The sequence below is a fragment of the Mucilaginibacter sp. SMC90 genome (assembly GCF_022811725.1).
Taxonomy (GTDB): Bacteria; Bacteroidota; Bacteroidia; order Sphingobacteriales; family Sphingobacteriaceae; genus Mucilaginibacter.
Genome location: NZ_CP094527.1, coordinates 5277216 through 5300535, shown reverse-complemented (window position 1 = coordinate 5300535; position 23320 = coordinate 5277216). Strand labels below are relative to the sequence as shown.

Here is a 23320-nt window from a genome sequence, read left to right as displayed (position 1 = left end):
ATGACAGACCCTGAAATTCCAAATAGTTCTGTAACCCCAAACGCCGCAACTGCCGGTGGAATGTTAAGAGATGATGCTTTGAAGGGAAAAACCATCATTGTAACCGGTGGCGGGACAGGTTTGGGCAAGGCAATGGGCACTTACTTTTTACAATTAGGCGCTAACCTGGTGATCACCAGCCGTAAACTTGATGTGCTACAGCAAACTGCTGCCGAAATGCAATCCATGACCGGAGGAAAGGTATTGCCAATAGCCTGCGACGTTCGGAAATATGATGAAGTTGAAGCGATGCTACAAGAAGTCATAGAAGCATTTGGACAGGTTGATGTATTGTTAAATAACGCGGCGGGGAATTTTATTTCACCTACTGAGCGCTTATCGGCAAATGCGTTCTCGGCTATCATTGATATCGTTTTAAAAGGTTCGGCCAATTGTTCACTGGCTTTGGGTAAATATTGGATCAAAGAAAAAATGCCCGGTAACATATTGAATATCATTACCACCTATGCCTTTACAGGTTCGGCTTACGTCGTGCCCTCGGCCTGCGCGAAGGGCGGTGTGCTGGCCATGACCAGGTCTTTAGCAGTGGAGTGGGGCAGGCATGGTATACGTGCCAATGCCATTGCGCCGGGACCGTTTCCCACTAAAGGTGCCTGGGAAAGGTTGTTGCCGGGAGATATGGCCCAGAAGTTTGACTTCAAAAACAGGGTGCCGCTTAAGCGGGTAGGAGAACACCAGGAGCTTGCCAACCTGGCCGCCTTTTTAGTGTCTGATTTTTCAGGGTATATCAATGGCGAAGTGATCACCATTGATGGGGGAGAGTGGCTGCAAGGTGCCGGTCAGTTCAGCGGGCTTGAAATGATACCGGATGAAATGTGGGATAGTATTGAGAAGGCTACACGGTCGGCGTAGGGGAAAATTAATATCATGACAGCTAAATAAAAAAAGCCTCCCGATAACGGAAGGCTTTCCAAAATATGTTTTCCCACAAGGGCTCGAACCTCAATCTTCAGAACCAGAATCTGACGTGATACCATTACACCATAGGAAAATAACAGAACATCTGCGCCGAAAAAATGCGGTGCTTTATTCGCTGCAAATATACTAAATATGCAAATTGATGTAAAGCCTGTTTTTAAAAAAGCCGTAACCAGATGAACTGATTACGGCTTTTTTACAGTAGGATTATCTGCGGATTAGTCCTCGTTCACGAAGGAGCGCAGCATCCAGGTGTTTTTTTCGTTGAACTGCATGAAACGGTTGATCATGTCGTTGGTACCGTCGTCACCGGCATCGGCAGTGATATTCAATATTTCACGTTCCATTTTTATCAGTGCAGCCAGGTCTTCAATAACGGCTTTCACCATCAGGGTATCTTTTAAGCCAATAGTTTGGATCTCTTTAATGCTTGATGTTTCGATATAATCTTTAAACGTGCTGATAGGAGGTTTGCCAAGGCTCAGGATCCTTTCGGCAAGCTCATCAATAGTTACAAGCGCTGCGGTATATAATTCTTCAAATTTAAGGTGCAGGGTAAAAAAGCTTGTGCCTTTAACATTCCAATGGCAGCCGCGCAGTTTTTGATAGTGGATATGGTAGTTGGCAAGCAGGTCGTTCAGGTGGTCAACTACCGGTTTTACTTTAACTTCTTCGAGGCTTATTTCTTTAGCGTTCATAAATAAATAGTGATGTTTTAAGTGTAACATGCCTTTGCGGGCAATGTTTGGTAAAGATAAACAGTTTTGATTTTAATGAGCATATTTGCAAACTTTATGACCTCGCTTTTACCCTTCATCAGCAAAATTTACCAGGCCCCGGTTTGGCGTATGGAAATTGACGAAAGCAGCCAAACACTGTTCCTCGAGATCAGGGACCATGCCGATAAACAGGTTAGTTTTTCGGCCCTGAGCCTGCAAAACGGTGATGTTTATTTTGAGGGTTTAACTACCCCCGAGCGCTGGCTTACCGGTATTGAAGCAGCGTATAACGGCGTGTTGCTGCTGCATAATTATCAATCGGCCAATGGCCCTGTGCATAAAGGTATTACTGCTATTGAAGCAGTATCAGGTAAAGAACTGTGGAGCAATTTTACCCTGGCGTTTGATCATATTTCGGCTAATGGCCCCGTAGTATATAATGCCCAGTTGCAGCCCAAGAAATTATTTTTGATTGATGCTAAAACAGGCGGTGCAGTCAGGGCGTACGAACCGGTGATTGATCAGCCCCTGGATAATCAGATCATCAGCCCGGAACTGATACCTGCAACCGCGATAAATAATTTACATTTACCGTTTGCTGTACATGCAAATGCGGTTCATTATATCAGCTACAATAATTTCAGAATTGTATCTTTGCACACGCTTTTGCAGGAGCATCTTGAACAGCACTTGTTTGTATTTAACGAGGAGGGTACCCTTTTGTATCACGATTTGTTACACAACGCTATACAAAAAATGCAGCCCGAGGCGTTTGTACTACATAATAATCAGCTTATCTATTTAAAAAACAGATCGGGCTTAATAGTGTTGAACTTGTAATTTACTGTATTTATAAATATCATGAAATTTAAGATTTTATTATTGGTCACTCCTTTACTCTCATTCTCCATATCACTTTTTGCAAATCCTGTTGTTGATTCAATTGGTGTCGAAAACTTAAACGGCAAAAAAGTGATCGTTCACAAGCTCGATCCCAAAGATAATTACTACTCTATAGGCCGCCGTTATAACATTAGCCCTAAAGCCATTATACAGTTTAATAATAACGCACCTCTTAAAATTGGCGGTATAGTAAAAGTACCTACAGAGCTTCCTTTTTCGGGCGAAACAGCTACTGCCCCGGCAGTACAATCTGCAAAACAGGTAGCTACTACACCGGCAGTACAACAACCACAAAATAAAATAGTTACTCAGGCAGCTGTTCAGCAAAATAAGCAGCAGGTTCAGTCGCCAGTTAGCTCACCTGCCCCTGTAGCGCAAACGGCTGTAGCCAGGCCACAGCAAGCGCCCGCCGATACTGTTAAAAAAGTGAGCATGCTTAACGTGCAGCAGTATAAAGTATCAGCAGGTGAAACTTTGTTTTCTATCGCAAAGCGTTTCAATACTTCGGTAGATGACATTAAATCGCTTAATAAATTAAGTTCTGATTCTTTGGCACCTAACCAGGTAATAAATGTGCGCACTGGTTTGCCACCTGAAGAGGCTAAAGAACCTGTAATGCAGCGCGATTCAACTTCGGTTGCTGCACAGCAGGATACAACTGGCGGCGACCACGGCAAAGCCAATCGTTTTGGCTTGTACGAAAAAATTGAAAAAGGTGTAGCCACCTGGATGGATGACGCCAGCCTGGACCCTAAAAAAGAACTGGTACTGCACCGCACAGCGCCGATTGGTACCATTATTAAAATTACTAACCCAATGAACAATCATACCACCTTTGCAAAGGTTGTTGGCCGTTTTACTGATAACGAAACCAACAAAAATGTGCTGATCATCATGACCAAAAATACAGCCGATGCTTTAGGTGCTTTAGACAAACGTTTCCAGGTAAATATCAGCTACGGTAGCCCGAATGAATAAACCTTATATTATTGGAATTGCCGGCGGAAGCGGCTCAGGCAAAACCTTTTTCTTAAAGTGCTTTTTAGAACATTTTACTGCCGACGAGGTAAGCCTCGTATCGCAGGATGATTATTACATCCCTGTAGCGCATAACATGACCAAAGAGGAGAACAAAGAATACAACTTTGATCTCCCCGCAACTATTGATCACGAGCATTTTCAGCAGGATATCAGCAAACTTTTAAATAAGGAAGCTATCCTGAAACAGGAATATACTTTTAACAATCCCGACGCTATCCCTAAAATGATAGAGATCAAACCCGCACCTATTTTAATAGTGGAGGGCTTGTTTATTCTGCATTTTAAAGATATTTCCGAACTGCTCGACCTGAAGGTTTTTATTGATGCTGATGAAGATATAGCCCTGCAGCGCCGCCTGAAACGGGATTTGATGGAGCGCGGCTATTCGCACGATGACGTGATGTACAAGTGGATCAACCACGTGGTGCCGGCCTACAAAGAATACCTGCTTCCTTACAAAGACGAATGCGATCGCGTGATCACCAACAACACCCATGTTGCCGAAGATATTATGGTAATAACTGAAGAGATCTCGGCCGATTTGAGGAAGAAGCTTTTTTGATTTGATGGGTTTTTGATAAAAAACCATGTCATTGCGAGTAACCACCAGGGAATCCCTGGAAAAAATCGCGATGACGTGTAAAAAAGTTACCATTGATAATCAATAACTTAAATTCACGTCATTATAAGGAGCGGCGTAGGCCTCAGTTAAGGAGCGATGCGGCAATCTCTTAGCTATACAGGGCGGATCTGCATTTGCTACGAGATTTAGCTTGTGGTCGGTGTTTTCACCGCACCATATGATTTACTGGTCGATTGTTCAATCTAATGACTGCGAATATCGGAAGTTTACGGCCGGGTTGTAAGGCAAAAGTGGTGCGGTGAAAACACCGACCACAGGCTAAAAAATTGTGATGACGTATAAAAAATAACATTGATGTCAATAATTTACAATCACGTCATTGCGAGCGATAGCGTGGCAATCTCGTAGCCAATACATATGTGATATGCATAGCTAAGAGATTGCCGTGTCGCACCGGTGCTTTTGCCCATGCCGCTCCTCGCAATGACATGGGATTTAAGTATTAAACAGCTATCTCCGGAATTTCCCCCTCCACAATAAGCTTACCAGCGGTAGCCTGTTTTATCTCCTCAACACTTACACCTGGCGCACGCTCTATGAGCCTGAAACCGCCGTTGGGCAAAACATCATATACACCCAGTTCGGTCACAATTTTTTTAACGCAATGTACACCGGTTAGGGGTAGGGTACATTGGGGGAGCAACTTTGATTCTCCCGCTTTGTTCACCTGCTGCATAGCTACGATGATATTTTCGGCCGATGCTACCAGGTCCATAGCGCCACCCATACCTTTTACCATTTTACCGGGGATTTTCCAGTTGGCAATGTCGCCGTTTTCGGATACTTCCATGGCACCTAAAATGGTAAGGTTTACCTTTTTAGCCCTGATCATCCCAAAGCTCATAGCCGAATCAAATATGGCCGAGCCGGGCAGCATGGTGATAGTTTGTTTACCGGCATTAATGATGTCGGCGTCCTCCTCGCCTTCAAACGGAAAAGGGCCCATGCCTAATAATCCATTTTCTGATTGTAGCACTACATCCATGGTATCCGGGATGTAGTTGGCTACCAGCGTAGGGATGCCTATGCCGAGGTTAACATAGTAACCGTCTTTTATTTCTTTTGCAATTCGCTTTGCGATGCCTTGTTTATCTAACATACATTCAATTTGAAAATGTGTTGATTTGAAAATTTGAAAATGTGCTTATTGCAAGAACGTTAAGATTTGGAACTTGCGATGATTTTCGAAAGTATCTTAATAATTACACTTGATTTTTCAAGAAGAGTTTCGTTGAACGGATAGGTCTTTGAAAACTTACAAAGCAGTAAAAAATATTCTGTTTCATCAGCCTCTTTGGCAGCGATTTTAAGTTTGTGAATAAAATCATTTTTGCTTTCTGCGTTTTGGGCTTCCCGAACATTTGCGCCTATCGAGGTTCCTGATTTGAGGATTTGTCGTGCGATTACAAATTTTCTTTTTTCTTCTAATTCTTCAGAAAATGCAATTATATCAAGCGCAAATTCAAAGGTTAGTTTTACTATTAGGTTTTCTTTGTCGTTTCTCATTATTTTAATTCATTTTCAAATTTTCAAATCAACACATTTTCAAATTATCTTACTGTTCTGTGCTCTATCCTTTTTTCATAATCGGTCCCCTTAAAAATCCGGTGCACATAAATACCGGGAGTATGAATATGATCCGGGTCAAGTTCGCCGGGTTGAACAAGCTCTTCTACTTCGGCAATGGTTATTTTACCAGCCATGGCCATAACCGGGTTGAAATTGCGTGCAGTTGAGCGATAAACCAAGTTACCCATGGTATCACCTTTCCAGGCTTTTACAATGGCAAAATCGGCATCAAAGGCCATTTCCATTAAATAATCCTTACCATTAAAATTGCGTACTTCCTTGCCCTCGGCCACTTCTGTACCAATACCTGCGGGAGTGAATATGGCGGGCATACCATAACCGGCTGCCATGCAGCGTGTGGCTAAAGTGCCCTGAGGGATAAGCTCAACTTCAAGTTCGCCGCTTAGCAACTGGCGTTCAAACTCGGCGTTTTCACCAACGTACGATGAGATCATTTTTTTTACCTGGCGCTGTTTCAGCATCAGGCCGATGCCAAAGTCATCAACCCCGGCATTGTTGGAGATACAGGTGAGTTGTTTAACCCCCTTTTTTACCAGTGCGGCAATACAATTTTCGGGCAATCCGCATAACCCAAAGCCGCCTAACATGAGGGTCATGCCGTCGGTAATGTCGCGGATGGCCTCATCGGCACCACTAACTACTTTATTCATATATTATAATTGGTTGCTATAAAAATAAGTAAAATAAGCCTGAAGCTTTGCTATGTAGATAACTTATTAGGATGGATTTGTGTTTTATGAATGTAGGGGATATTATTTGATTTAGTTCCATGTTTGCGTTGTGGCAAAGGGTAATTGCAGGCACAAGTCAGCTCCGCACAACCCCAAACACAATACTTGCGCCAGGAAGAGCGATAAAAATGATGATTTATGATTATATAAAACAATTGGAAAATTATTTTATTAATAATTAATACATCAAATATCAAAACCTATGGAATTAAGAGATGATGAGTTAAGGAGCGATGAGCTTAACCGCCCCGAAAATGAAGAAAACAAACCCAATGCATACCGGGTGGACGATGACAATAACGAGGAAGAAAAAGACCTGAAAAGGAGCTTTCTGTTTGGTAATTCGGAAATGAAAAGTCCAGATGATGAGGGGATGGAAGGAAAAGGCATGGGCGGCCATAATTTTGGCCAAAATAACATTACCCCGGCAGGTAATGACAAAGATAACCCGTCGCAAATGGCGGGCAATAATAACGAGTACTTTAACCGTACCCAACCTGCCGAAGAACATCCTGAAAACAGCAATTTCAAAGATCCCAACCAGGCAGGCAATGCCAATTACGGTAATGTGATCAATGTATCACAAAACGGCCGCTCGGATGAAAGTGAAGGGCAAACGGAAACCAATGATAAGAAACCCAATGCCCAGCAGCAATACGAGGAAGGAACTGCGGATGATGACGGAGATAGCGAAAGTAAACAACAAACCAATATTCCGGGCCCCAATGAAGTGCCTGATCAACAGAAGGTAGGGGAATAAGCTTAAACTTTATGTCATTGCGAGGAGGGACGACGAAGCAATCGCACGCTATACAGAGCGGCTTTGCTTCCGTGCGATTGCCACGCTACGCTCAATGACATGGTTTTTCTTTTTTCTTGCGCTCGTTTGCAACGAGTGCTTAACATGGGTTAGCGTTTATAACGCGACTGGCGATGCAATCGCCTAACCAAATTAAGCGCTCGTTACAAACGAGCGCAAGTTATAATGAAATGATTTTACCTACCACTTAACCGTCTTTTCCAAAAAAGAGATCAGGTCATCGGCCATAGCCTGCTGCTCTTTTATACTTGGGTGCCCGGGAGTGTTTTTATATGGAATAAAATGGGTATAAATCTGCTTGTCGTTAAGCGCAGCAACTGCTTTTTCGATATAGCCCGGCCATGGCGAGCCTGCTTTGGTTGCATCCATACTGCCCAATGCGCAAACGATCTGTGCCTTGGGATAAACCTTGCGGATGCTTTTTACAAAATCTTTGTAGGCTTTAATGATCTGGTCGGGCTCCGGTGCTTTGCTACCGAAACGTTCTTTAAACTGCGGATTATTGGGTTGGTTTACTATCCACGAATCATTCTGAAACAGGTTGATCACCACTACATCCGGCGTGTACTTTTTGAAATCCGAAATACTTGTAGGGTCTGTTGGATCAAGGCGGTTATACATTTCGGGCATGATGAGCGGGAACCAGCTTACGGTAATGCCAATACCGCTTTTTGAGGTACAAACATATTGAGCATCAAAATGACGGGCCGTTAGGGCGGCATAGCTCAGATACCCGTTTTCGTAAGGGGCGCTGCCGCGGTCCTGTCCGGTGGTGTCTTCATCGGCATAACCGCAAGTGATGGAATTGCCGAAAAATTCGATCTTACGTTTTTTAGCCTCTGGTATAGGGAGGGCGGTGGCTTCTTTAGCTAAGGTAAACTGGTAAAAAAAAGTTTTGCCTTTGTCCCACTCTGTACGTTTAAATAACTCAAGAGTATGTTTCCCGGGAGGTAGGTTTTCTGCAAGGGTATAAGCTTGTTTGGTATTGTCCAGGTGAATGGTATTAAGCACCTTATCATCAACTATAATGGTGTAGTAATTTTCGCCGCGCTCATCCTGCATCAGGGCCGAAACACCGGTTCCGTTAAAGTCGATCTTTAATGACGAACCCGTCCAATATAATTCAGCTGCTTCATCGGTTTGATTGATCCTGCCAGTGTAACGGATGCGCTGATCTTTGCTTTTAAGTATAACGCTTTGAGCAGTACAGCTATTTATGGAGCCGGTAAATGCAATGAAAAGTACAAGTAAATATAGTTTGCGCATTTTTTCAGGGTTTGGCTGCCCTAAAAATAGGAAACTTAAACTAAAATTAATGCAGCAAAAAAAATCCCCTCTTGAGAGGGGGCGCGTAGGAAAGAGCAGTAGCAGGGGTGTGTTTCTGTAATCGATAAGCAAAGCGTAGAAACACACCCCTCCGCCCCTCTCAAGAGGGGAATCGCTCCAGTCCCGCCTTTTTTATCTGGTAATTATTCAATCGGCATCCCGAATTGCAACAAATAACCGTTGTAATCAAAAACGCCAAACTCGCGCATACCGTAATTGAAATCTTCAATGGGATAACAAATTACAGCCCTATCCTTCAGTTCGCTCCATAAAAAATCAACTTTATCGGTACGGATATAGAAAGAGCCGGTAAATTTAGGTACCGTGAATGATGTATTATCAACAGGCAAGGCCAGCATGATCTCAATATCATCGCGGCTTACCGTTGCCCATCCCCAATCCTCGTCATAACCTACACAGGTAAACCCGAGATTGTTTATATAAAAATCGACACTTTCCCGTACCTGCCGGGTGTATAACATGGGGGCAATGGATTTTAAGGACATATATGTTGAAATAAGTTAGGGTTGAAATGGGATCAAAAAATTACGTCATTGCGAGGAACGAAGCAATCCCCGAATGGCAGAGCGAATATGCAAATCCACCCTGTAAAGTTTGGGATTGCTTCGTTCCTCGCAATGACGTTTGGTTGGTTGTTAATTGTTTATTTTAACCTTCCGTTTACTTCAAATATACATAAGTTATTCCATCTCCGCCACGGTCGGCATGTTCGTCTTCCATACGGTCAACCTGTTCGTATTTTTTGAGGTATTGCCTGATCATTTTGCGCAAAATGCCGTCGCCTTTGCCATGAATGATCTTGAGGTTGTTGAAGCCCATCATCAGCGCACGGTCAAACAGTTTTTCAATGGCGTGCAGCGCGTCTTCAGTACGCTGACCGCGCACATCAATTTCCGGACTAAAACTTGCCATGTCATTGGTTTGCGAGCTGAAACTCCGCCTGATCTCTTTAGGTACCGATGATTTGGAAACTTTGATCACCCGCTTCTTTTTGGCAACGGTACGCAGATCGCCAATGGCAATCACTACGTTTTCTTTAATGATCTCTATCACCTGGCCCGTTGTTTCCGAATCGGTGAGCTTTACCCAGTCGCCCGGTTTTAATTCCTCATCGGCAGCCGCGGTTGCTTTCGGTGTTTCAACCTTAACTGTGTTCTTTTTAAGTTCAACGTTCAGGTTTTCGCGCAGCTGTTTAGTTTTCTCCTTATCAGCATTGCTGCTTTTGATTTCAGAAATGGTGTTTTCTACCAGTTTGTTGGCGTTCAGGATAATGTTCTTGGCCTGATCCTTTGCTTCCCTGATAAGAGAGCGTTGATTTTCTTCGAGATAGCTTTTCAGTTTCTCGTTTTCGGCCAGCAGTTCATTTACTTTTCGTTGCTGCTTGTCCAGCTTTTGTTTGGTTTCAAAAATCGAACGTTTTTCGCGCTCCAGATCAACCAACAGCGTATCAACCTTTTTTTGCCCTTCGCTTATTTTGTTTTTGGCGAGGTTAAGTACGTTGGCTGGCAAACCGATTTTTTGAGCTATTTCAAAAGCATACGAGCTGCCGGGCTTGCCGATCTCTAACTGGTAAAGCGGCCGCATTTCAACGTTATTGAACAGCATCGATGCATTTTCAATACCTTCGGTATTGCTGGCAAATATTTTAAGGTTGGAGTAGTGGGTGGTTACCATGCCCTTAACCTTTTTTTGATTGAGTGATTCCAGTACTGCTTCGGCAATCGGCCCGCCAAATTGGGGGTCGGTACCGGTACCAAACTCATCTATCAGGATAAGGGTTTTACCATTGGCCTGCTCCACAAAATTTTTCATTTTAGACAGGTGGGCGCTATACGTACTCAAATCGCTCTCTATCGATTGGTCATCGCCTATGTCAACAAAAAGCTGTTTAAATACACCCACAACACTGGCCTCATCTGCAGGGATCAGCAAACCGGCCTGTACCATCATTTGCAACAGGCCAACGGTTTTCATACAAACAGATTTACCGCCTGCGTTGGGCCCGGATACCACGATAATGCGGGTACCCTCATCTATCTGCATATTAAGCGGAACAACCGTTTTTTTCTCGGCCTTAAAATTCAGGAACAACAGCGGGTGACGTGCATTATACAGCTTAACCCTGGCTTCGTTTATTACCTGCGGCATTTCGGCCTCAATATCAATAGCAAATAAGGCTTTAGCGCGAACAAAATCAAGCTTGGTTAATAAACCATGATAGGAGAGCAGTAAAGGTACGTAAGGCCTTAATTCGTTAGTTAAAGCGGTCAGGATCTTTACTATCTCGCGACGGCGTTCAAACTCCAGATCGCGGATGCGGTTATTAAGCACAAAAACCTCTTCGGGCTCAATGTATACCGTTTGGCCCGATGCTGATTCATCATGCACAAAGCCTTTGAGCTTACGTTTATTTTCGGCCAGCAGGGGGATCACCAGCCTGCCATCGCGTACAGTTAAGGAACCATCGGCAGCCCAACCGTTTGATGTGGCATTTTTAAATACCATGTCAATTTTTTTTCGGGCTTCCTGCTCGGCTTTGGCAATGCCACTGGTAATGTCCATGAGCTCGCGCGAGGCATTGGGTCTGATCTTTCCTTTTTGATCAATTACGGCATCTATCTTTTTAAGGATAGCCTTTTCAATAGGCAAGTGCTCAAAAAGGGCTTCAAGGTTTGGGTACAAGCCTTCACGTTCGTTAAAGTATGCGATAACGGCAAACACGGTATTGAGTGAAGCCTGTACCTGGTAAAATTCTTCTTCGCTTAAAAAAACGCCCTCTATACGGGCTTTATTGGCAAGGGACTTTATATCGAAAAAATGCTGGATGGGCAGTGCCTCATCATTAACCAGGATATTCTTAAACTCATTTGCCTGGTTCAGGAACTTATGTATCTGGTCGTAATTGCTCATTACCTGGATCTTGTCAACCATTTGTTGACCCATTTCACTCAGGCAATGCGCTTTTATCAGTTCTTTTATCTCGGTAAAACCCAGCTTATCAACACTATTTTGGGGGTAAAGCATCAGGTTATATATTGGGATTAGTTAACGGTTTGGCTTTCTTACTCTTCTTGTTTTTATGACGATGGAGTTTCTTTTCCAAATACGCTTTAGTTTTTAAATTGTCTAATGAGTCGGCTTTGCGGGCTGCTGCATTTTCATGAGGAACAACCTTCTTGGCCGAATCTGCTTTAGTTTTAATATTCAGGTTTTTTAACGAATCGGCTTTGTGGGCAGCTTTGCTTTGTTCAAGCTGCACTTTATTCACCGAATCGGTTTTGTTTTTTATGCTGATATCCACCTGGTCATAAATGGCCAGCAATTTATCAGGCTGCGTAGCGTAATATCGCATACTTTTATTGAAATGGGCGGTATCGGTATGAAGGCGCTGAAACATAGCAACATATTTGCCGGCACCATATTTATACAAACTATCCGGAGCCTGCATAACATTGTACAGGCTGCCGTCAATGATGTGCATTTCGGTTAAAACGCCGGCCATAGCATCGGGCTTAAGTACATCGCCGGGAATACTTTTGCTGTTGCAGGCACATAAAATAAGTGCTGCTGAAAAAAACAAGGTTATATATTTATGCATTCAGTAATTTAGCGGCTGATTAATTAAGCAAATTTACGGATAAATGAGCATTGCAGATAACATCAAAAGCTTAAAAAAGGAAACGGAAGCAGATAAGGTAATATTATTGGCGGTATCAAAAACAAAACCTGCCAGCGATGTGCAGGAAGCTTACGATGCAGGGCAGCGACTTTTTGGCGAAAATATAGTGCAGGAAATGGTTGAAAAGTATGAACAACTGCCTAAAGATATTGAATGGCATCTGATCGGGCATTTGCAAACCAATAAGGTTAAATATATTGCACCTTTTGTAAGTATGATCCAGTCTGTTGATAGCCTGAAGCTTTTGCAGGAAATTAATAAGCATGCTGAAAAAGCAGAAAGGGTAATTGACTGCCTGCTGCAGATCTACATTGCCGACGAAGAAACTAAATACGGACTGGGCTTTGATGAAGCGATAGAGCTGCTCCGATCGGAAGAGTTTGCTACTATGAAAAACGTTCGCATCCGCGGATTGATGGGGATTGCTACAAACACTGATAACGAGAAACAAATAAAAGAAGAATACTACGAACTGAATACTTTTTTTGAAGGCATAAAAGTTAGCTATTTCAGAAAGGAAGAAAGCTTTGATATCCTGTCGATGGGTATGTCGTCAGATTATAAGCTGGCTATTGAGCAGGGCAGTAATATGGTGAGGCTGGGCAGCACCATATTTGGCGGCAGGGTGATCAAGCATTGGAAAAATAATTAAAAAATATGTCATTGCGAGCGCAGCGCGGCAATCGCGCGGTTGCCCACCCGTTGTTGGTGTTGTTGCCATAGGTGTTCGGAAGATGAAGTTAGGTTGAAATGCTGGTTGAAAAGCCATGTCATTGCGAGGAGCGGTATGGGCAAAAGAACTTGGGCGACGCGGCAATCCCATAGTTATACAGGGCGGACATGTATTGGCTACGAGATTGCCGCGCTACGCTCGCGATGACATACTTCGCCCGTTGTTGGTATTGTCACCAGCAACATGTTTTTTGAATCGAAATTTAAGTGTTCAGTTTTTTAAAAACGGGTGTTCAGCTTTTAAAATGGAGAAAACTTAGGTGGTTGATTGTCAGTAGATGTGTGTTCAGTTTGTTTGAAAGGGTAATGAACTGTAAAGCTAAATAGCTGATTATCAGTTAGTTTTATTTTTGAAAAAACTACAAGTGTTTACACTTTAAAAAGTTGAACACCTGTTAAATAGATAGGAAGTTGTTGGTGACAACACCACAGCTGTTCGGAATATTTTTTTAATTCCCTCCCTTGGGAGGGGGGCGTTGGGATGTGTATTGGCAGGGAGGGGTTTTGCGGCATTAAAGTAAATTAGTTTGGCGGAGAAACCCCTCTCTACACCCTCCCAAAGGAGGGAATCGCACTATCCCCGAGTTTTTTGGTAATTGCGAAACAATAAAATGAATAATACAGAAAATAAAACTGAACAGGAAGCATCAAAAGTAGTTATCAGGGAAGCTATTCAAACTGATTGCCCGCGTTTGATGGAACTGGTGCACGAGCTGGCCATATATGAAAAAGCACCCGAGGAGGTTACCGTTACCTTACAGCATTTTGAAGAGACCGGTTTTGGTCCCAATCCCGTTTGGAAAGCCTTTGTTGCCGAAGTAGGCGGCCTGGTTGTAGGCTTTGCAGTATACTACATCCGTTACTCAACCTGGAAAGGCAGCCGAATGTATCTGGAAGACCTTATAGTGACCGAAGATATGCGCGGCAAAAAGATCGGCAAACTACTGTTCGACAGGTTGATCCGGGAAGCTAAGGAGCGTGATTTTAGCGGGATGGTTTGGCAGGTGCTCGACTGGAATGAGCCCGCTATTAACTTTTACAACAAGTACGGCGCGAATATTGAGGCAGGCTGGCTAAATGCTTCACTTTCGAGGGAGCAGTTGTTAAAATACTAAATACCATACCTATGAAAAATCTGTCGCTGTTGTGTTTTATTGCGTTAGGGCTGTCATCCTGTCAATGGGGTGTTCCTAACAAGGTTGCCGAAAAATCAATTGATACCTTGCACTATACTTATAAAGTAATAAAAGCGCGGGCGGCAGATTGTGGTACTAAAGCTGATAGCGCCTGTACTGTGGTGAAAATCAACTACCCGGTTTTCGATGGTGCTAAAGCTTTAAATGATAGTATAGTTCAAAAGCTTACCCTGATGTTTGCTATGGATGGGAAAGCAGACAGTAGCCTGGAACTGATGACCAAAAAGTTCCTGAAATCATATGACGATTTCAAAAAGGATGATTCGCGGTCGGGAATGTTTTTTACGCTGGATGATTCCGTTAAGGTGATCCACCAGGATTCGAGCCTTACCACACTACAGGTTAGCGGTTATAGTTACCAGGGTGGGGCTCACGGAGGATCTTTTACCGGGTTTATTAACTGGGACACAAAAGTCGGTAAAAACCTCAAGCTTGATGATGTTTTTATCAGCGGTTATCACGACAAACTAACTGCCGTTGCCGAAAAGATCTTCAGGAAGAATGAAAAGCTGAGTGATACAGCATCGCTGAAAGATAACTACTTTTTTAAGGATGATAAATTTGCGCTTAATGAAAACTTTTCCATTACGCCGCTTGGCATTAAGTTCCTGTATAATCAATACGAGATCAAGCCTTATGCAGCCGGTATTACCGGTTTGTTCATTCCTTACACACAAATCAAATCATTAGTACAACCGGGTTCGGTTGTAAGTCAATTCATCAAATAAATGCTTGTTTTTAAATTTGGAGGGGCATCGGTTAAGGATGCTGCGGGGGTAGCCAACCTTGCTAATGTCGTAAAACAATATACAGATCATCAACTGCTCATAGTGGTATCGGCCATGGGTAAAACCACCAACGCGCTTGAAAAGCTTACCAAAGCCTACATGGACCAAGCCGATGATATACATGACATCTTTAACGAGATCAAGGAGTATCATTATAATATCCTGAGCGGATTGTTTGAAACAGGGCACCCGGTATTTGATGAAGTGGCCAATACCTTTGTCGAAATTGATTGGGCTATTGAAGATGAGCCGCACGATAGTTACGATTTTGTGTACGATCAGATCGTTTCCATAGGCGAACTGGTATCAACGCGCATTGTCAGCGCTTACCTGAACAAGGAAGGCCTTAAGAGTAAATGGCTTGATGTGCGCGGGTATGTGCATACTGATAATACTTACCGTGAAGGTGTTGTTGAGTGGGATAAAACCAGGGCAAGCATCAGCAAGGACCTTCCGGCTTTACTTGATAAGGGCATCGTTGTAACCCAGGGATTCCTCGGCGGCACATCCGAAAATTTTACCACCACACTTGGTCGTGAGGGATCGGATTATACTGCTTCCATATTTGCAGCCTGTTTGGGTGCAGAATCGGTAACTGCCTGGAAGGATGTACCCGGCATCCTGAATGCTGATCCGCGATACTTTACGGATACCGTTAAATTTGACGAACTTTCCTATACCGAAGCTATCGAAATGACCTATTACGGAGCCAGTGTCATCCACCCCAAAACCATTAAACCCCTACAGAATGCCCGGATCCCATTGCTGGTAAAGCCTTTTACAGATCCATCGGCTTCCGGTACTGTAATTAAAGAGGATGGTCATAACAAGTTTGTTAAACCCGTGATCATTTTGAAGCAAAACCAGGTATTGCTGTCGGTATCAGGCAAGGATTATTCATTTATCACCGAAGACCACTTGAGCGATGTGTTTCGCCTGTTTGCCCAGAATAATGTTAAGATCAACGTAATGCAAACCTCCGCATTAAGTTTTTCAGTTTGCTTTGATTTGAATGAGGAACGTTTTGAAAAGCTGCTAAACGGTCTTAAGCAGGATTTTAAGGTGAAGTATAATGAGGGCTTGACACTTATCACTGTACGACATGATGGGGTGAACACAATCAAAGAATTAACCGAAGGCAAAACTATTTTATTGGAACAGATCAGCAGGAATACGATACAGGTGGTGGTGAGGTAATCAAATTTAATATGGGCGAAGTTACAAAGGAGGTAGAGGAAGCAATAGCTACTTTAAAATTGGATAAAAGCATCATCTCGAAAATCGATGCTCAATACAATGGTATACTCTATTACGAACTCCTTGCCTTTTTTGTAAATGGTGAAGATCGTCGATGGTGGTGGGAAGCATTTAAATCTTCGTTTGAGTTTAAAATGTTTGATTATCCTCCCGATCACTTCAGTGAGATTATTCCCGATCTCACTCGAAAGGTGTGGTTAATGATTGAAGATGTTCAGGATGATTTTTATCCCATTTATGATGTTGACCCTAATTACATTCGTGATATATTAAACGAATGCTTTGGCTTTGAATATTATATCATTGACAAAGACTACAAGTGGCTATTGTGTGAAAACCACCATGACAGTCTTTTTGGTGTAGGGGATATTTTAAAGGAGCACAATTTATCTTTGTTAGTTTAAATCACAACTACAATTGTCAGCCTTAATTTAATATCTTATTAAGTAGATCTATCTACGCTATTTAGCCCTTTCATGCCCGCCTTTAGCCTCAAAAAGTTATATTTGGGCATGAAGGCAATTAACACCATCAAGGATTCAGCAAATATCGGACTTGGAATTTTATCAGCAGCTTTTGGCCTTAAAGGTTTTCTGTTATCAAGCCATTTTATTGATGGCGGTGCCACCGGGGTATCCATGCTGATATTTGATATCACCTCCATACCTATCTCCATATTAATTTTCGTGATCAATGTTCCTTTCCTGTGGATCGGTTACCGGAAGCTTGGTCTTTGGTTTGCGATAAAAAGTACAATTGCTATAGCTTTATTAGCTCTTTGCCTAGCGTTTGTTAGCTTTCCTGATGTTACTCATGATAAATTGCTCACAGCTGTATTTGGCGGTGTGTTTATAGGCACCGGAAGTGGTCTGGCCATGCGCGGTGGGGCGGTGCTTGATGGAACAGAAATAGCCGCAGTATTGGTAAGTAAAAAGACCCAATTACTTAAAGTGAGTGATTTTATTTTACTACTCAACGTTTTGATATTTGGGGTAGCAGCATCGGTATTGGGTGTTGAACCTGCCATGTATTCGATATTGACTTATATGGCCGCCGCCAAAATGATCGATTTCTTATTGAATGGTATTGAACAATACTCTGGCGTTACTGTCATCTCAACCAAAAGCGATGCTATAAGGCGTGCAATAACGGTTACCCTTGGTCGCGGGGTTACCATTTACCAGGGCAAAAGCGGTTATGGTAAAGATGGGCATGTGAACGATCCCCGCGATATTGTTTTTACTGTGGCCACTCGTTTGGAAATCCCATCGCTAAAGCAAACTATTCTTCGTATTGATCCCAAAGCTTTTATTGTACAGCAAAGCATTGATGATACTACCGGTGGCTTGTTAAAACGGAAGAAACTACATTAATAAGCTGAAAGCTTTTTTTAAAGTGAGATAAGGATAAGCTTTCGGCCTTAAGCTTTCAGCTTTAGGCTCTACAAAACGCTTACCGGGTGCTTATGCTCATCGATGGCAACAAAAGTAAAAGTGCCGGTGATGGCTTTTTCGCGTACAAAGGAATACATTTCTTCGATATAAATCTCAACAGAAACTTTGAGGCTGGTATTGCCAATGTGGGCTATGCTGCCAACTAATTCAATAATGGTACCTGCGGGAATAGGGCGTTTAAAGTCGATCCTGTCTGAAGATACGGTGACCATTCTTTTACGGGTAAAACGGGTTGCCGTAATAAAAGCTACTTCATCCATCATGGCCATTGCCGAACCTCCAAAAAGCGTATCGTAATGATTGGTGTCGCTTGGGAACACGGTTTTGAATATTCGCGATTCTGCTTCTTTAATTCGTTCTTCGGTTGTCATAACCATATAGTGGTTTGTATATTAACAAATAAGGCTTTCCTGTAATAAAGGAAAGCCTTTGTATCTTTTATCAGGAAGTAATTATCTCAATTTACCCCACTTTAAATAAGTGGCACCCCATGAAAAACCTGCACCAAATGCTGTCAGGAGCACGTTGTCGTTCTCTTTAAAATCTTCTTTATAATCCCACAGTGCCAATGGAATGGTGGCAGCGGTTGTATTGCCATAGCGGTCGATGTTGATCTTAACACGGCTTTCGGGCAAACCCAAGGCATCACCTACAGCGTGGATAATGCGATAGTTAGCCTGGTGAGGGATCAGCCAGTTAATATCATCTATAGTAAGGTTGTTGCGTTGCAATATAGATGTACAGCTCTCGGTCATGCCTTTGATAGCAGCTTTAAAAACCACGCGGCCGTCCTGGCGTATGTAGTGCAGTTTACCGTCGAGTGTTTCTTCAGAGGCTGGGTTCATAGAACCGCCGCCGGGTACATATAAATGCTCTCTGCCATGTCCATCGGTTTTAAATACGCTGTCGATAACGCCAATATCATCGGTAGAAGGTTCAAGCAATACCGCACCGGCGCCATCACCAAAAAGGATACAGGTGTTACGGTCGGCGTAGTTCACAATGGCGCTGTTTTGATCGGCCCCTATAACTATCACTTTTTTATAACGGTTGCTTTCAACCAGGCTTGAGCCAAGTGTAAATGCGTATAAGAAACCACTGCAGGCTGCGTTAACGTCAGATGCCCATGCATTGCTTAATCCACATTTGTCACAAACAATACTGGCTGTAGAAATAAGGAGGTAATCAGGGGTAGAAGTAGCTACGATTACACAATCAATTTCTGACGGTTCAACTTTGGCATTTTCAAGTAAATTTTTTACCGCAAAGGCCGCCATATCCGAAGTAGCCATTGACCTGTCGGCAAGAATCCTTCTTTCTTTTATCCCTGTACGTGAAACTATCCAATCGCTGTTAGTTTCAACCATTTTTTCTAAATCGCTGTTAGTTAAAATGTTGTCAGGAACATAGCCGCCTACACCGGTAATAACTGCGCTACTTTTTAATGCCATAAGTATTATATATTCTCGAAAAAACATGCAAAGATACGGAAATTTGCCGGTTTACGCTTGTCATGCAACTGTATGTTTATGCAATCAGACCGCTTTTTGCAATAATAATTTACTGTTTGTCGACACAAAAAGGCAACTAAGCGACAGATTTTCTGATATCGGCAGTGCTGCTTCTACTTTTGAATCAACAGATTAGATTAAACTTAAAAGGAGAGCAAGCAATGGAACGAAAGAATTTTTTAAAAAGCCTGGTAATTGGCGCAGTGTCTTCCTCGGCATTGGTTGAAGCGTGTAAAAAAGATACCGATACCGGTACAACCAACACCGCTGCCTCAGGAAGCTCATCTTCGGGCAGTACTTCCGGATCAACAGATTCAGGAGCATGCAGTGTTGTGCCTACAGAAACAGAAGGACCTTATCCAACACATTCGCCGGCATCTTATGTACGAAGCGATATTACTGACGGCCGTACCGGATATAAACTTACGGTGAAAATTACAATCAATAACAGTAACAATAGCTGCGCTGCACTTTCATCGGCGTTGGTTGATATCTGGCACTGCGATGCCGGGGGTAATTACTCTGAGTATGGTGGGAGCGGTTCGCAATCAACAAATTATACATCGGTACATTTTTTACGCGGCAGGCAAACTACTGATTCAAACGGTCTGGTAACCTTTACTTCTATATTTCCTGGCTGGTATACCGGTAGGGCCACGCATATCCATGTGCATGTATATAACTCGTCGGGTACATCATTAAAGGTAACACAGATCGCATTCCCCGAAGGTACAGGTACAGCGCTGGCAGCAGTGAACGGATATGATAAAGGTATGAGTGGATATACTTATAATGCTGCCGATAATGTATTTAGTGATGGTTATTCGTTAGAACTGGCAACGGTTACCGGCAGCACTACTGAGGGTTTTGTATTAAGTATCAATTTCAGTGTGCCTGCTTAACATGATGCAAAAGCGTGTGATAGTTTTGTGTTACCGTAAGATCATCGATAACAGATCGGTTAAACAGTGGGATAAGCTGGTGTTTGAAAGTACTTACCTGGAGTTTAAAATTCAGGCCCAGAATTTAAACCAGGGAACAGTATTTACCTCTTATGCCGAATTAACAAGGAATGTGCCCAATGCCCACCGTTTAACCGGCATGATTACGCCATCGGTTACAGGATATATTCAGCAGCTTGACAACGTTATGCCCGATATTTTAAATAATGTTGGCCGGAGGTTTCTTACATTTTGTAAGTTTCAATTTGAGCTTATCAATTCAGATATTAATGATAGGGGTAAACACCAGGTTGCCATTAACTTTTATTCCAATCCGTTGATTTGGCATGATACGATAGACAATTATTTGCTGATTTCTGCTCATTTTACCGAAAATCAATTACATGCCGAAAATAACAGTATACCTGTCAATCTTATGCAGTTACAGCCTTACGTAAATATTAGTTCATTACAATATTTCAATTAAAATGGAAAAGATTTTGCAGGGGCAAATACATTTGGCCGACCAACGGGGTTTTACGAAAACGCAAGTCCTGCGGCGTTTCAGCAGTTTTAACTACGGCGACTATTTTAATGAACATCGTAAGCCCTTTGGCAGGCTGGAGGTTTGGAATGATGAAATGCTGGCAGGCGGCAGTTCAACCAGTGTTATTATTAAAAGCTCATGCTGGTTTGTTTTAATGCCGGTAACCGGAGAAGTATTGCTAAAACGACCAAACGGAGATACGAGACTGATTGATGCCGGAGAAGTATTTGTAGGTTATGCAGTTGCCGGTGAGGCGCTTAAACTGATTAATCTTTATAAAAGCGACTGGATCAATTACGTTTATATACAGCTAAAAGAAAATGGCGACGTCAGTGTACCGTACGATGAGATTTTTAAGTTTGATTTTACGGGCAGGCAAAATGAATTGATTGATCTGGTTCCATACAGCGGCAGATATCCCTTTCGACTGCACTTTGGGCTATTTGGCGGAAGGGCAGATGCTCTTTATCGGGTTCAAAATAAAAACTCGTTATTTTATGCATTTGTGCTCGCAGGAGCTTTTGAACTGCAGGGCCGGTTAATGCATGAGCGTGATGGCTTGGCGCTATGGCAATTGGATGAAGCGGATTTGGAAGCGCTAAGTAATAATGCGGTGATTGTGATATTGGAAATGTTATGGTGATTTAGGAATACCTGATTTAAAGGCCTGTAATTATGGGGGATTTGTAAAGAGAGTATCTCCCGGTAATTGATGGGATACTCTCTTTATCAGGCTGATTTTGATTAAATGGCCATTCCGCCCGAGGCTTCTATCCGCTGACCATTAACCCAGCGGGCATCCTCAGTGCAAAGAAAGGCTACAACACCGCCGATATCCTCGGCAACACCTGGCCGGCCTAATGCCGTTACGCTGCTAACCATCTTTTGCGTTTCTTCGCTGTTGCGCAAATGACCACCGCCAAAATCGGTCATGATAGCACCAGGGGCAACCACGTTTGCACGAATACCTCGTACTCCAAGTTCTTTAGCCAGGTAGCGGGTAAAAATTTCAACTGCGCCTTTCATTGAAGCATAGGCCGAAGAACGTGGAACTGATACGCGTGTCAATCCCGATGATATATTCACAATACCGCCGCCGTCGGCCATGAGTGGTATAAGCTTTTGGCTTAAAAAGTAAACCCCTTTAAAGTGTACATTCAGCAGGTCATCAAAAAACTCCTCAGTAACATCGCTTATGGCACTGTAGCCGCCCTGTCCTGCATTGTTAACTAAAAAATCAATATGATCGGTATCGAATTTATCTGTCAAAACTTCTCCAAGTTTTTCAGTAAACGCATCAAAGCTTTTAATTATCCCAGTATTTAATTGTAGTGCTGCTGCCTTTACACCATTTTGTTCTACCTGATTAACAACCTTTGCTGCTTCTTCTGCATTGGTATTGTAAGTTATGATAACGTCTATTCCTTTTTCGGCAAGCCTCAAGGCCATGTCTCTGCCTAAACCACGGCTGCCGCCGGTTATTACCGCAATTTTATTTCTGTCTTCCATTTTCTTTTGTTTATGATACAAAAGTAAAACGGATTGGAATCGAAGTGTTTGAATAAATCAATCCATTATTTACAAAATTCAAATAATGGTTAAAAAACGGGTGAATTTAATAATCGTACAATTGCGGTTTAAACCTTTTGGCCAGATAGCCGGTAGCTTTTTCTAAATCAATATCAGCTATAATTATGCCCGTTGTTCCATAAGCCTGGTATGCCAAGCACGTGCCGTCGGGCGCAATAACAGAACTCGCCGATTCGGGGTAAAGTGAGCCGTAATTTGAACTGGCAAAATAGATAGTGTTTTCCAAAGCGCGCATCATCATGGCCTTTTCATAATAAGGGTTTGCCATACTGCCCCATTCGGTAAGTAGCACACCGTCTGTATTGCTGCCCGAGAAATGCGGGTGAAAAACAATGTGAGCACCGTTACGCGCTGCCCATCTTACCGATTCTGGATAGCGGAAACCTTCATGGCAGATACTAATGCCAAATTTTAAACCATTAACCTCAAAGATACTTCTTTGCGTACCCGCCACCCACATCGCATCTTCTGATGGGTCCAATTGGTTTTTAGTTTGGTATCCAAGCACCTCGCCGGTATTGGATATTACGTGCGCGAGGTTTAACAGACCGTCTTCCCCATACCAATCCATAGGCATGATCACCGCAATGTTGTTTTCGGCAGCCATCTTGCTTACTTCATCCAAAGCCGATTGCAGTGTCACGTTTGATATGGGCTCCGGGGCGGTAACCATGCCCGGATATCCTGGTATATATGATTCGGGGAAGCAAATAATAGCTGCCTGTTGCGCTGCAGCATCCTTAATGAATTTCCGGGCCTGCAGTAAACCATCGTTAATTGATTTTGGAAAAGGGGGAGTGGCTATCGCTATTTTCATGCGGTGTTAATCTATATGCTAAAATAAATATTTGCA

General features: G+C 42.9%; 26 protein-coding genes. 14 read left to right on the top strand and 12 right to left on the bottom strand.

Features of this window, described 5'->3' with window-relative positions; genetic code table 11:
- On the top strand, nucleotides 1-912 hold the full coding sequence (locus MTO98_RS22175; protein ID WP_371825433.1) for an SDR family oxidoreductase: 912 nt from the start codon (nucleotides 1-3) through the stop codon (nucleotides 910-912).
- 284 nt (nucleotides 913-1196) lie between these two features.
- Here MTO98_RS22175 and MTO98_RS22170 read toward each other — a convergent pair whose 3' ends face one another.
- The gene (locus MTO98_RS22170) at nucleotides 1197-1676 is read right to left on the bottom strand and encodes a Dps family protein (RefSeq protein WP_243481165.1); all 480 of its coding nucleotides are present in this window, start codon (nucleotides 1674-1676) and stop codon (nucleotides 1197-1199) included.
- Nucleotides 1677-1751: 75 nt separating this feature from the next.
- Between MTO98_RS22170 and MTO98_RS22165 the strand changes: the two genes are divergently transcribed.
- The 3 genes from MTO98_RS22165 to MTO98_RS22155 are packed head-to-tail and all read left to right on the top strand — an operon-like array spanning nucleotide 1752 to nucleotide 4203.
- A complete protein-coding gene (locus MTO98_RS22165) occupies nucleotides 1752-2537 on the top strand; it encodes a DUF4905 domain-containing protein (protein WP_243481164.1) in 786 nt (261 codons plus the stop codon).
- A gap of 21 nt (nucleotides 2538-2558) precedes the next feature.
- Nucleotides 2559-3578 carry a LysM peptidoglycan-binding domain-containing protein gene (locus MTO98_RS22160; RefSeq protein ID WP_243481163.1) on the top strand — a complete coding sequence of 340 codons (1020 nt, stop codon included), beginning with the start codon at nucleotides 2559-2561 and terminating at the stop codon, nucleotides 3576-3578.
- A complete protein-coding gene (locus tag MTO98_RS22155) occupies nucleotides 3571-4203 on the top strand; it encodes a uridine kinase (protein WP_243481162.1) in 633 nt (210 codons plus the stop codon). The genes MTO98_RS22160 and MTO98_RS22155 overlap by 8 nt, the downstream gene beginning before the upstream one ends.
- A 523-nt stretch (nucleotides 4204-4726) precedes the next feature.
- Here the strand turns inward: MTO98_RS22155 and MTO98_RS22150 are convergent.
- The 3 genes from MTO98_RS22150 to MTO98_RS22140 are packed head-to-tail and all read right to left on the bottom strand — an operon-like array spanning nucleotide 4727 to nucleotide 6524.
- Nucleotides 4727-5383 carry a 3-oxoacid CoA-transferase subunit B gene (locus MTO98_RS22150; RefSeq protein WP_243481161.1) on the bottom strand — a complete coding sequence of 219 codons (657 nt, stop codon included), beginning with the start codon at nucleotides 5381-5383 and terminating at the stop codon, nucleotides 4727-4729.
- Nucleotides 5384-5442: 59 nt separating this feature from the next.
- Nucleotides 5443-5790: a four helix bundle protein gene (locus MTO98_RS22145; RefSeq protein WP_243481160.1), complete on the bottom strand. Its 348-nt coding sequence runs from the start codon at nucleotides 5788-5790 to the stop codon at nucleotides 5443-5445.
- A gap of 44 nt (nucleotides 5791-5834) precedes the next feature.
- A complete protein-coding gene (locus tag MTO98_RS22140; RefSeq protein ID WP_243481159.1) occupies nucleotides 5835-6524 on the bottom strand; it encodes a CoA transferase subunit A in 690 nt (229 codons plus the stop codon).
- A 283-nt stretch (nucleotides 6525-6807) separates the two neighbouring features.
- Here MTO98_RS22140 and MTO98_RS22135 point away from each other — a divergent pair, with 283 nt between their 5' ends.
- Complete coding sequence (locus tag MTO98_RS22135) at nucleotides 6808-7365, top strand: hypothetical protein (RefSeq protein ID WP_243481158.1); 558 nt, start codon at nucleotides 6808-6810, stop codon at nucleotides 7363-7365.
- 240 nt (nucleotides 7366-7605) lie between these two features.
- Here MTO98_RS22135 and MTO98_RS22130 read toward each other — a convergent pair whose 3' ends face one another.
- The 4 genes from MTO98_RS22130 to MTO98_RS22115 form a co-directional block, all read right to left on the bottom strand.
- Entirely contained in the window at nucleotides 7606-8691 is a 1086-nt protein-coding gene (locus MTO98_RS22130) for an SGNH/GDSL hydrolase family protein (protein WP_243481157.1), read from the bottom strand.
- A 203-nt stretch (nucleotides 8692-8894) separates the two neighbouring features.
- Entirely contained in the window at nucleotides 8895-9257 is a 363-nt protein-coding gene (locus MTO98_RS22125) for a VOC family protein (RefSeq protein ID WP_208864777.1), read from the bottom strand.
- Between the two features lie 175 nt (nucleotides 9258-9432).
- Nucleotides 9433-11796, bottom strand: a complete 2364-nt coding sequence (locus tag MTO98_RS22120; RefSeq protein WP_243481156.1) for an endonuclease MutS2 — start codon at nucleotides 11794-11796, stop codon at nucleotides 9433-9435.
- Between the two features lie 4 nt (nucleotides 11797-11800).
- A complete protein-coding gene (locus MTO98_RS22115) occupies nucleotides 11801-12370 on the bottom strand; it encodes a DUF4296 domain-containing protein (RefSeq protein WP_243481155.1) in 570 nt (189 codons plus the stop codon).
- A 43-nt stretch (nucleotides 12371-12413) separates the two neighbouring features.
- On the opposite strand from MTO98_RS22115, the gene MTO98_RS22110 reads away from it, so the two are divergent.
- The 6 genes from MTO98_RS22110 (at nucleotide 12414) to MTO98_RS22085 (ending at nucleotide 17797) form a co-directional block, all read left to right on the top strand.
- A complete protein-coding gene (locus MTO98_RS22110) occupies nucleotides 12414-13103 on the top strand; it encodes a YggS family pyridoxal phosphate-dependent enzyme (protein WP_243481154.1) in 690 nt (229 codons plus the stop codon).
- 691 nt (nucleotides 13104-13794) lie between these two features.
- On the top strand, nucleotides 13795-14298 hold the full coding sequence (locus tag MTO98_RS22105; protein ID WP_243481153.1) for a GNAT family N-acetyltransferase: 504 nt from the start codon (nucleotides 13795-13797) through the stop codon (nucleotides 14296-14298).
- Between the two features lie 11 nt (nucleotides 14299-14309).
- On the top strand, nucleotides 14310-15107 hold the full coding sequence (locus MTO98_RS22100) for a DUF3298 and DUF4163 domain-containing protein (protein WP_243481152.1): 798 nt from the start codon (nucleotides 14310-14312) through the stop codon (nucleotides 15105-15107).
- Complete coding sequence (locus MTO98_RS22095) at nucleotides 15108-16364, top strand: aspartate kinase (RefSeq protein ID WP_243481151.1); 1257 nt, start codon at nucleotides 15108-15110, stop codon at nucleotides 16362-16364.
- 11 nt (nucleotides 16365-16375) lie between these two features.
- Nucleotides 16376-16828, top strand: a complete 453-nt coding sequence (locus tag MTO98_RS22090; RefSeq protein WP_243481150.1) for a DUF6756 family protein — start codon at nucleotides 16376-16378, stop codon at nucleotides 16826-16828.
- Between the two features lie 108 nt (nucleotides 16829-16936).
- Entirely contained in the window at nucleotides 16937-17797 is an 861-nt protein-coding gene (locus MTO98_RS22085; RefSeq protein WP_243481149.1) for a YitT family protein, read from the top strand.
- Nucleotides 17798-17865: 68 nt separating this feature from the next.
- Here MTO98_RS22085 and MTO98_RS22080 read toward each other — a convergent pair whose 3' ends face one another.
- On the bottom strand, nucleotides 17866-18249 hold the full coding sequence (locus MTO98_RS22080; protein ID WP_243481148.1) for an acyl-CoA thioesterase: 384 nt from the start codon (nucleotides 18247-18249) through the stop codon (nucleotides 17866-17868).
- A gap of 81 nt (nucleotides 18250-18330) precedes the next feature.
- Complete coding sequence (locus tag MTO98_RS22075) at nucleotides 18331-19329, bottom strand: beta-ketoacyl-ACP synthase III (RefSeq protein WP_243481147.1); 999 nt, start codon at nucleotides 19327-19329, stop codon at nucleotides 18331-18333.
- A 221-nt stretch (nucleotides 19330-19550) separates the two neighbouring features.
- Between MTO98_RS22075 and MTO98_RS22070 the strand changes: the two genes are divergently transcribed.
- From MTO98_RS22070 to MTO98_RS22060, 3 genes are read left to right on the top strand one after another with little or no spacing between them, the layout of a single operon-like run.
- Nucleotides 19551-20291, top strand: coding sequence for an intradiol ring-cleavage dioxygenase (locus MTO98_RS22070; RefSeq protein WP_243481146.1), 741 nt, complete (start codon nucleotides 19551-19553; stop codon nucleotides 20289-20291).
- 1 nt (nucleotide 20292) lies between these two features.
- Nucleotides 20293-20817 (top strand): hypothetical protein, encoded by a 525-nt coding sequence (locus MTO98_RS22065; RefSeq protein WP_243481145.1) that lies wholly within the window; start codon nucleotides 20293-20295, stop codon nucleotides 20815-20817.
- A 1-nt stretch (nucleotide 20818) separates the two neighbouring features.
- A complete protein-coding gene (locus MTO98_RS22060; RefSeq protein WP_243481144.1) occupies nucleotides 20819-21520 on the top strand; it encodes a hypothetical protein in 702 nt (233 codons plus the stop codon).
- A gap of 101 nt (nucleotides 21521-21621) precedes the next feature.
- Here the strand turns inward: MTO98_RS22060 and MTO98_RS22055 are convergent, their stop codons facing one another.
- On the bottom strand, nucleotides 21622-22386 hold the full coding sequence (locus tag MTO98_RS22055) for an SDR family NAD(P)-dependent oxidoreductase (protein ID WP_243481143.1): 765 nt from the start codon (nucleotides 22384-22386) through the stop codon (nucleotides 21622-21624).
- A gap of 106 nt (nucleotides 22387-22492) precedes the next feature.
- Nucleotides 22493-23284: a carbon-nitrogen hydrolase family protein gene (locus tag MTO98_RS22050; RefSeq protein WP_243481142.1), complete on the bottom strand. Its 792-nt coding sequence runs from the start codon at nucleotides 23282-23284 to the stop codon at nucleotides 22493-22495.
- Nucleotides 23285-23320: the final 36 nt, after the last annotated feature.

Coding starts and splice junctions, on each gene's coding strand:
- MTO98_RS22135 (WP_243481158.1), top strand. CDS start 6,808: ATGGAATTAAGAGATGATGAGTTAAGGAGCGATGAGCTTAACCGCCCC.
- MTO98_RS22075 (WP_243481147.1), bottom strand. CDS start 19,329: ATGGCATTAAAAAGTAGCGCAGTTATTACCGGTGTAGGCGGCTATGTT.
- MTO98_RS22055 (WP_243481143.1), bottom strand. CDS start 22,386: ATGGAAGACAGAAATAAAATTGCGGTAATAACCGGCGGCAGCCGTGGT.
- MTO98_RS22065 (WP_243481145.1), top strand. CDS start 20,293: ATGATGCAAAAGCGTGTGATAGTTTTGTGTTACCGTAAGATCATCGAT.
- MTO98_RS22175 (WP_371825433.1), top strand. CDS start 1: ATGACAGACCCTGAAATTCCAAATAGTTCTGTAACCCCAAACGCCGCA.
- MTO98_RS22105 (WP_243481153.1), top strand. CDS start 13,795: ATGAATAATACAGAAAATAAAACTGAACAGGAAGCATCAAAAGTAGTT.
- MTO98_RS22130 (WP_243481157.1), bottom strand. CDS start 8,691: ATGCGCAAACTATATTTACTTGTACTTTTCATTGCATTTACCGGCTCC.
- MTO98_RS22150 (WP_243481161.1), bottom strand. CDS start 5,383: ATGTTAGATAAACAAGGCATCGCAAAGCGAATTGCAAAAGAAATAAAA.
- MTO98_RS22110 (WP_243481154.1), top strand. CDS start 12,414: ATGAGCATTGCAGATAACATCAAAAGCTTAAAAAAGGAAACGGAAGCA.
- MTO98_RS22120 (WP_243481156.1), bottom strand. CDS start 11,796: ATGCTTTACCCCCAAAATAGTGTTGATAAGCTGGGTTTTACCGAGATA.
- MTO98_RS22095 (WP_243481151.1), top strand. CDS start 15,108: ATGCTTGTTTTTAAATTTGGAGGGGCATCGGTTAAGGATGCTGCGGGG.
- MTO98_RS22170 (WP_243481165.1), bottom strand. CDS start 1,676: ATGAACGCTAAAGAAATAAGCCTCGAAGAAGTTAAAGTAAAACCGGTA.
- MTO98_RS22070 (WP_243481146.1), top strand. CDS start 19,551: ATGGAACGAAAGAATTTTTTAAAAAGCCTGGTAATTGGCGCAGTGTCT.
- MTO98_RS22165 (WP_243481164.1), top strand. CDS start 1,752: ATGAGCATATTTGCAAACTTTATGACCTCGCTTTTACCCTTCATCAGC.
- MTO98_RS22140 (WP_243481159.1), bottom strand. CDS start 6,524: ATGAATAAAGTAGTTAGTGGTGCCGATGAGGCCATCCGCGACATTACC.
- MTO98_RS22080 (WP_243481148.1), bottom strand. CDS start 18,249: ATGACAACCGAAGAACGAATTAAAGAAGCAGAATCGCGAATATTCAAA.
- MTO98_RS22085 (WP_243481149.1), top strand. CDS start 16,937: ATGAAGGCAATTAACACCATCAAGGATTCAGCAAATATCGGACTTGGA.
- MTO98_RS22155 (WP_243481162.1), top strand. CDS start 3,571: ATGAATAAACCTTATATTATTGGAATTGCCGGCGGAAGCGGCTCAGGC.
- MTO98_RS22100 (WP_243481152.1), top strand. CDS start 14,310: ATGAAAAATCTGTCGCTGTTGTGTTTTATTGCGTTAGGGCTGTCATCC.
- MTO98_RS22060 (WP_243481144.1), top strand. CDS start 20,819: ATGGAAAAGATTTTGCAGGGGCAAATACATTTGGCCGACCAACGGGGT.
- MTO98_RS22145 (WP_243481160.1), bottom strand. CDS start 5,790: ATGAGAAACGACAAAGAAAACCTAATAGTAAAACTAACCTTTGAATTT.
- MTO98_RS22090 (WP_243481150.1), top strand. CDS start 16,376: ATGGGCGAAGTTACAAAGGAGGTAGAGGAAGCAATAGCTACTTTAAAA.
- MTO98_RS22115 (WP_243481155.1), bottom strand. CDS start 12,370: ATGCATAAATATATAACCTTGTTTTTTTCAGCAGCACTTATTTTATGT.
- MTO98_RS22160 (WP_243481163.1), top strand. CDS start 2,559: ATGAAATTTAAGATTTTATTATTGGTCACTCCTTTACTCTCATTCTCC.
- MTO98_RS22050 (WP_243481142.1), bottom strand. CDS start 23,284: ATGAAAATAGCGATAGCCACTCCCCCTTTTCCAAAATCAATTAACGAT.
- MTO98_RS22125 (WP_208864777.1), bottom strand. CDS start 9,257: ATGTCCTTAAAATCCATTGCCCCCATGTTATACACCCGGCAGGTACGG.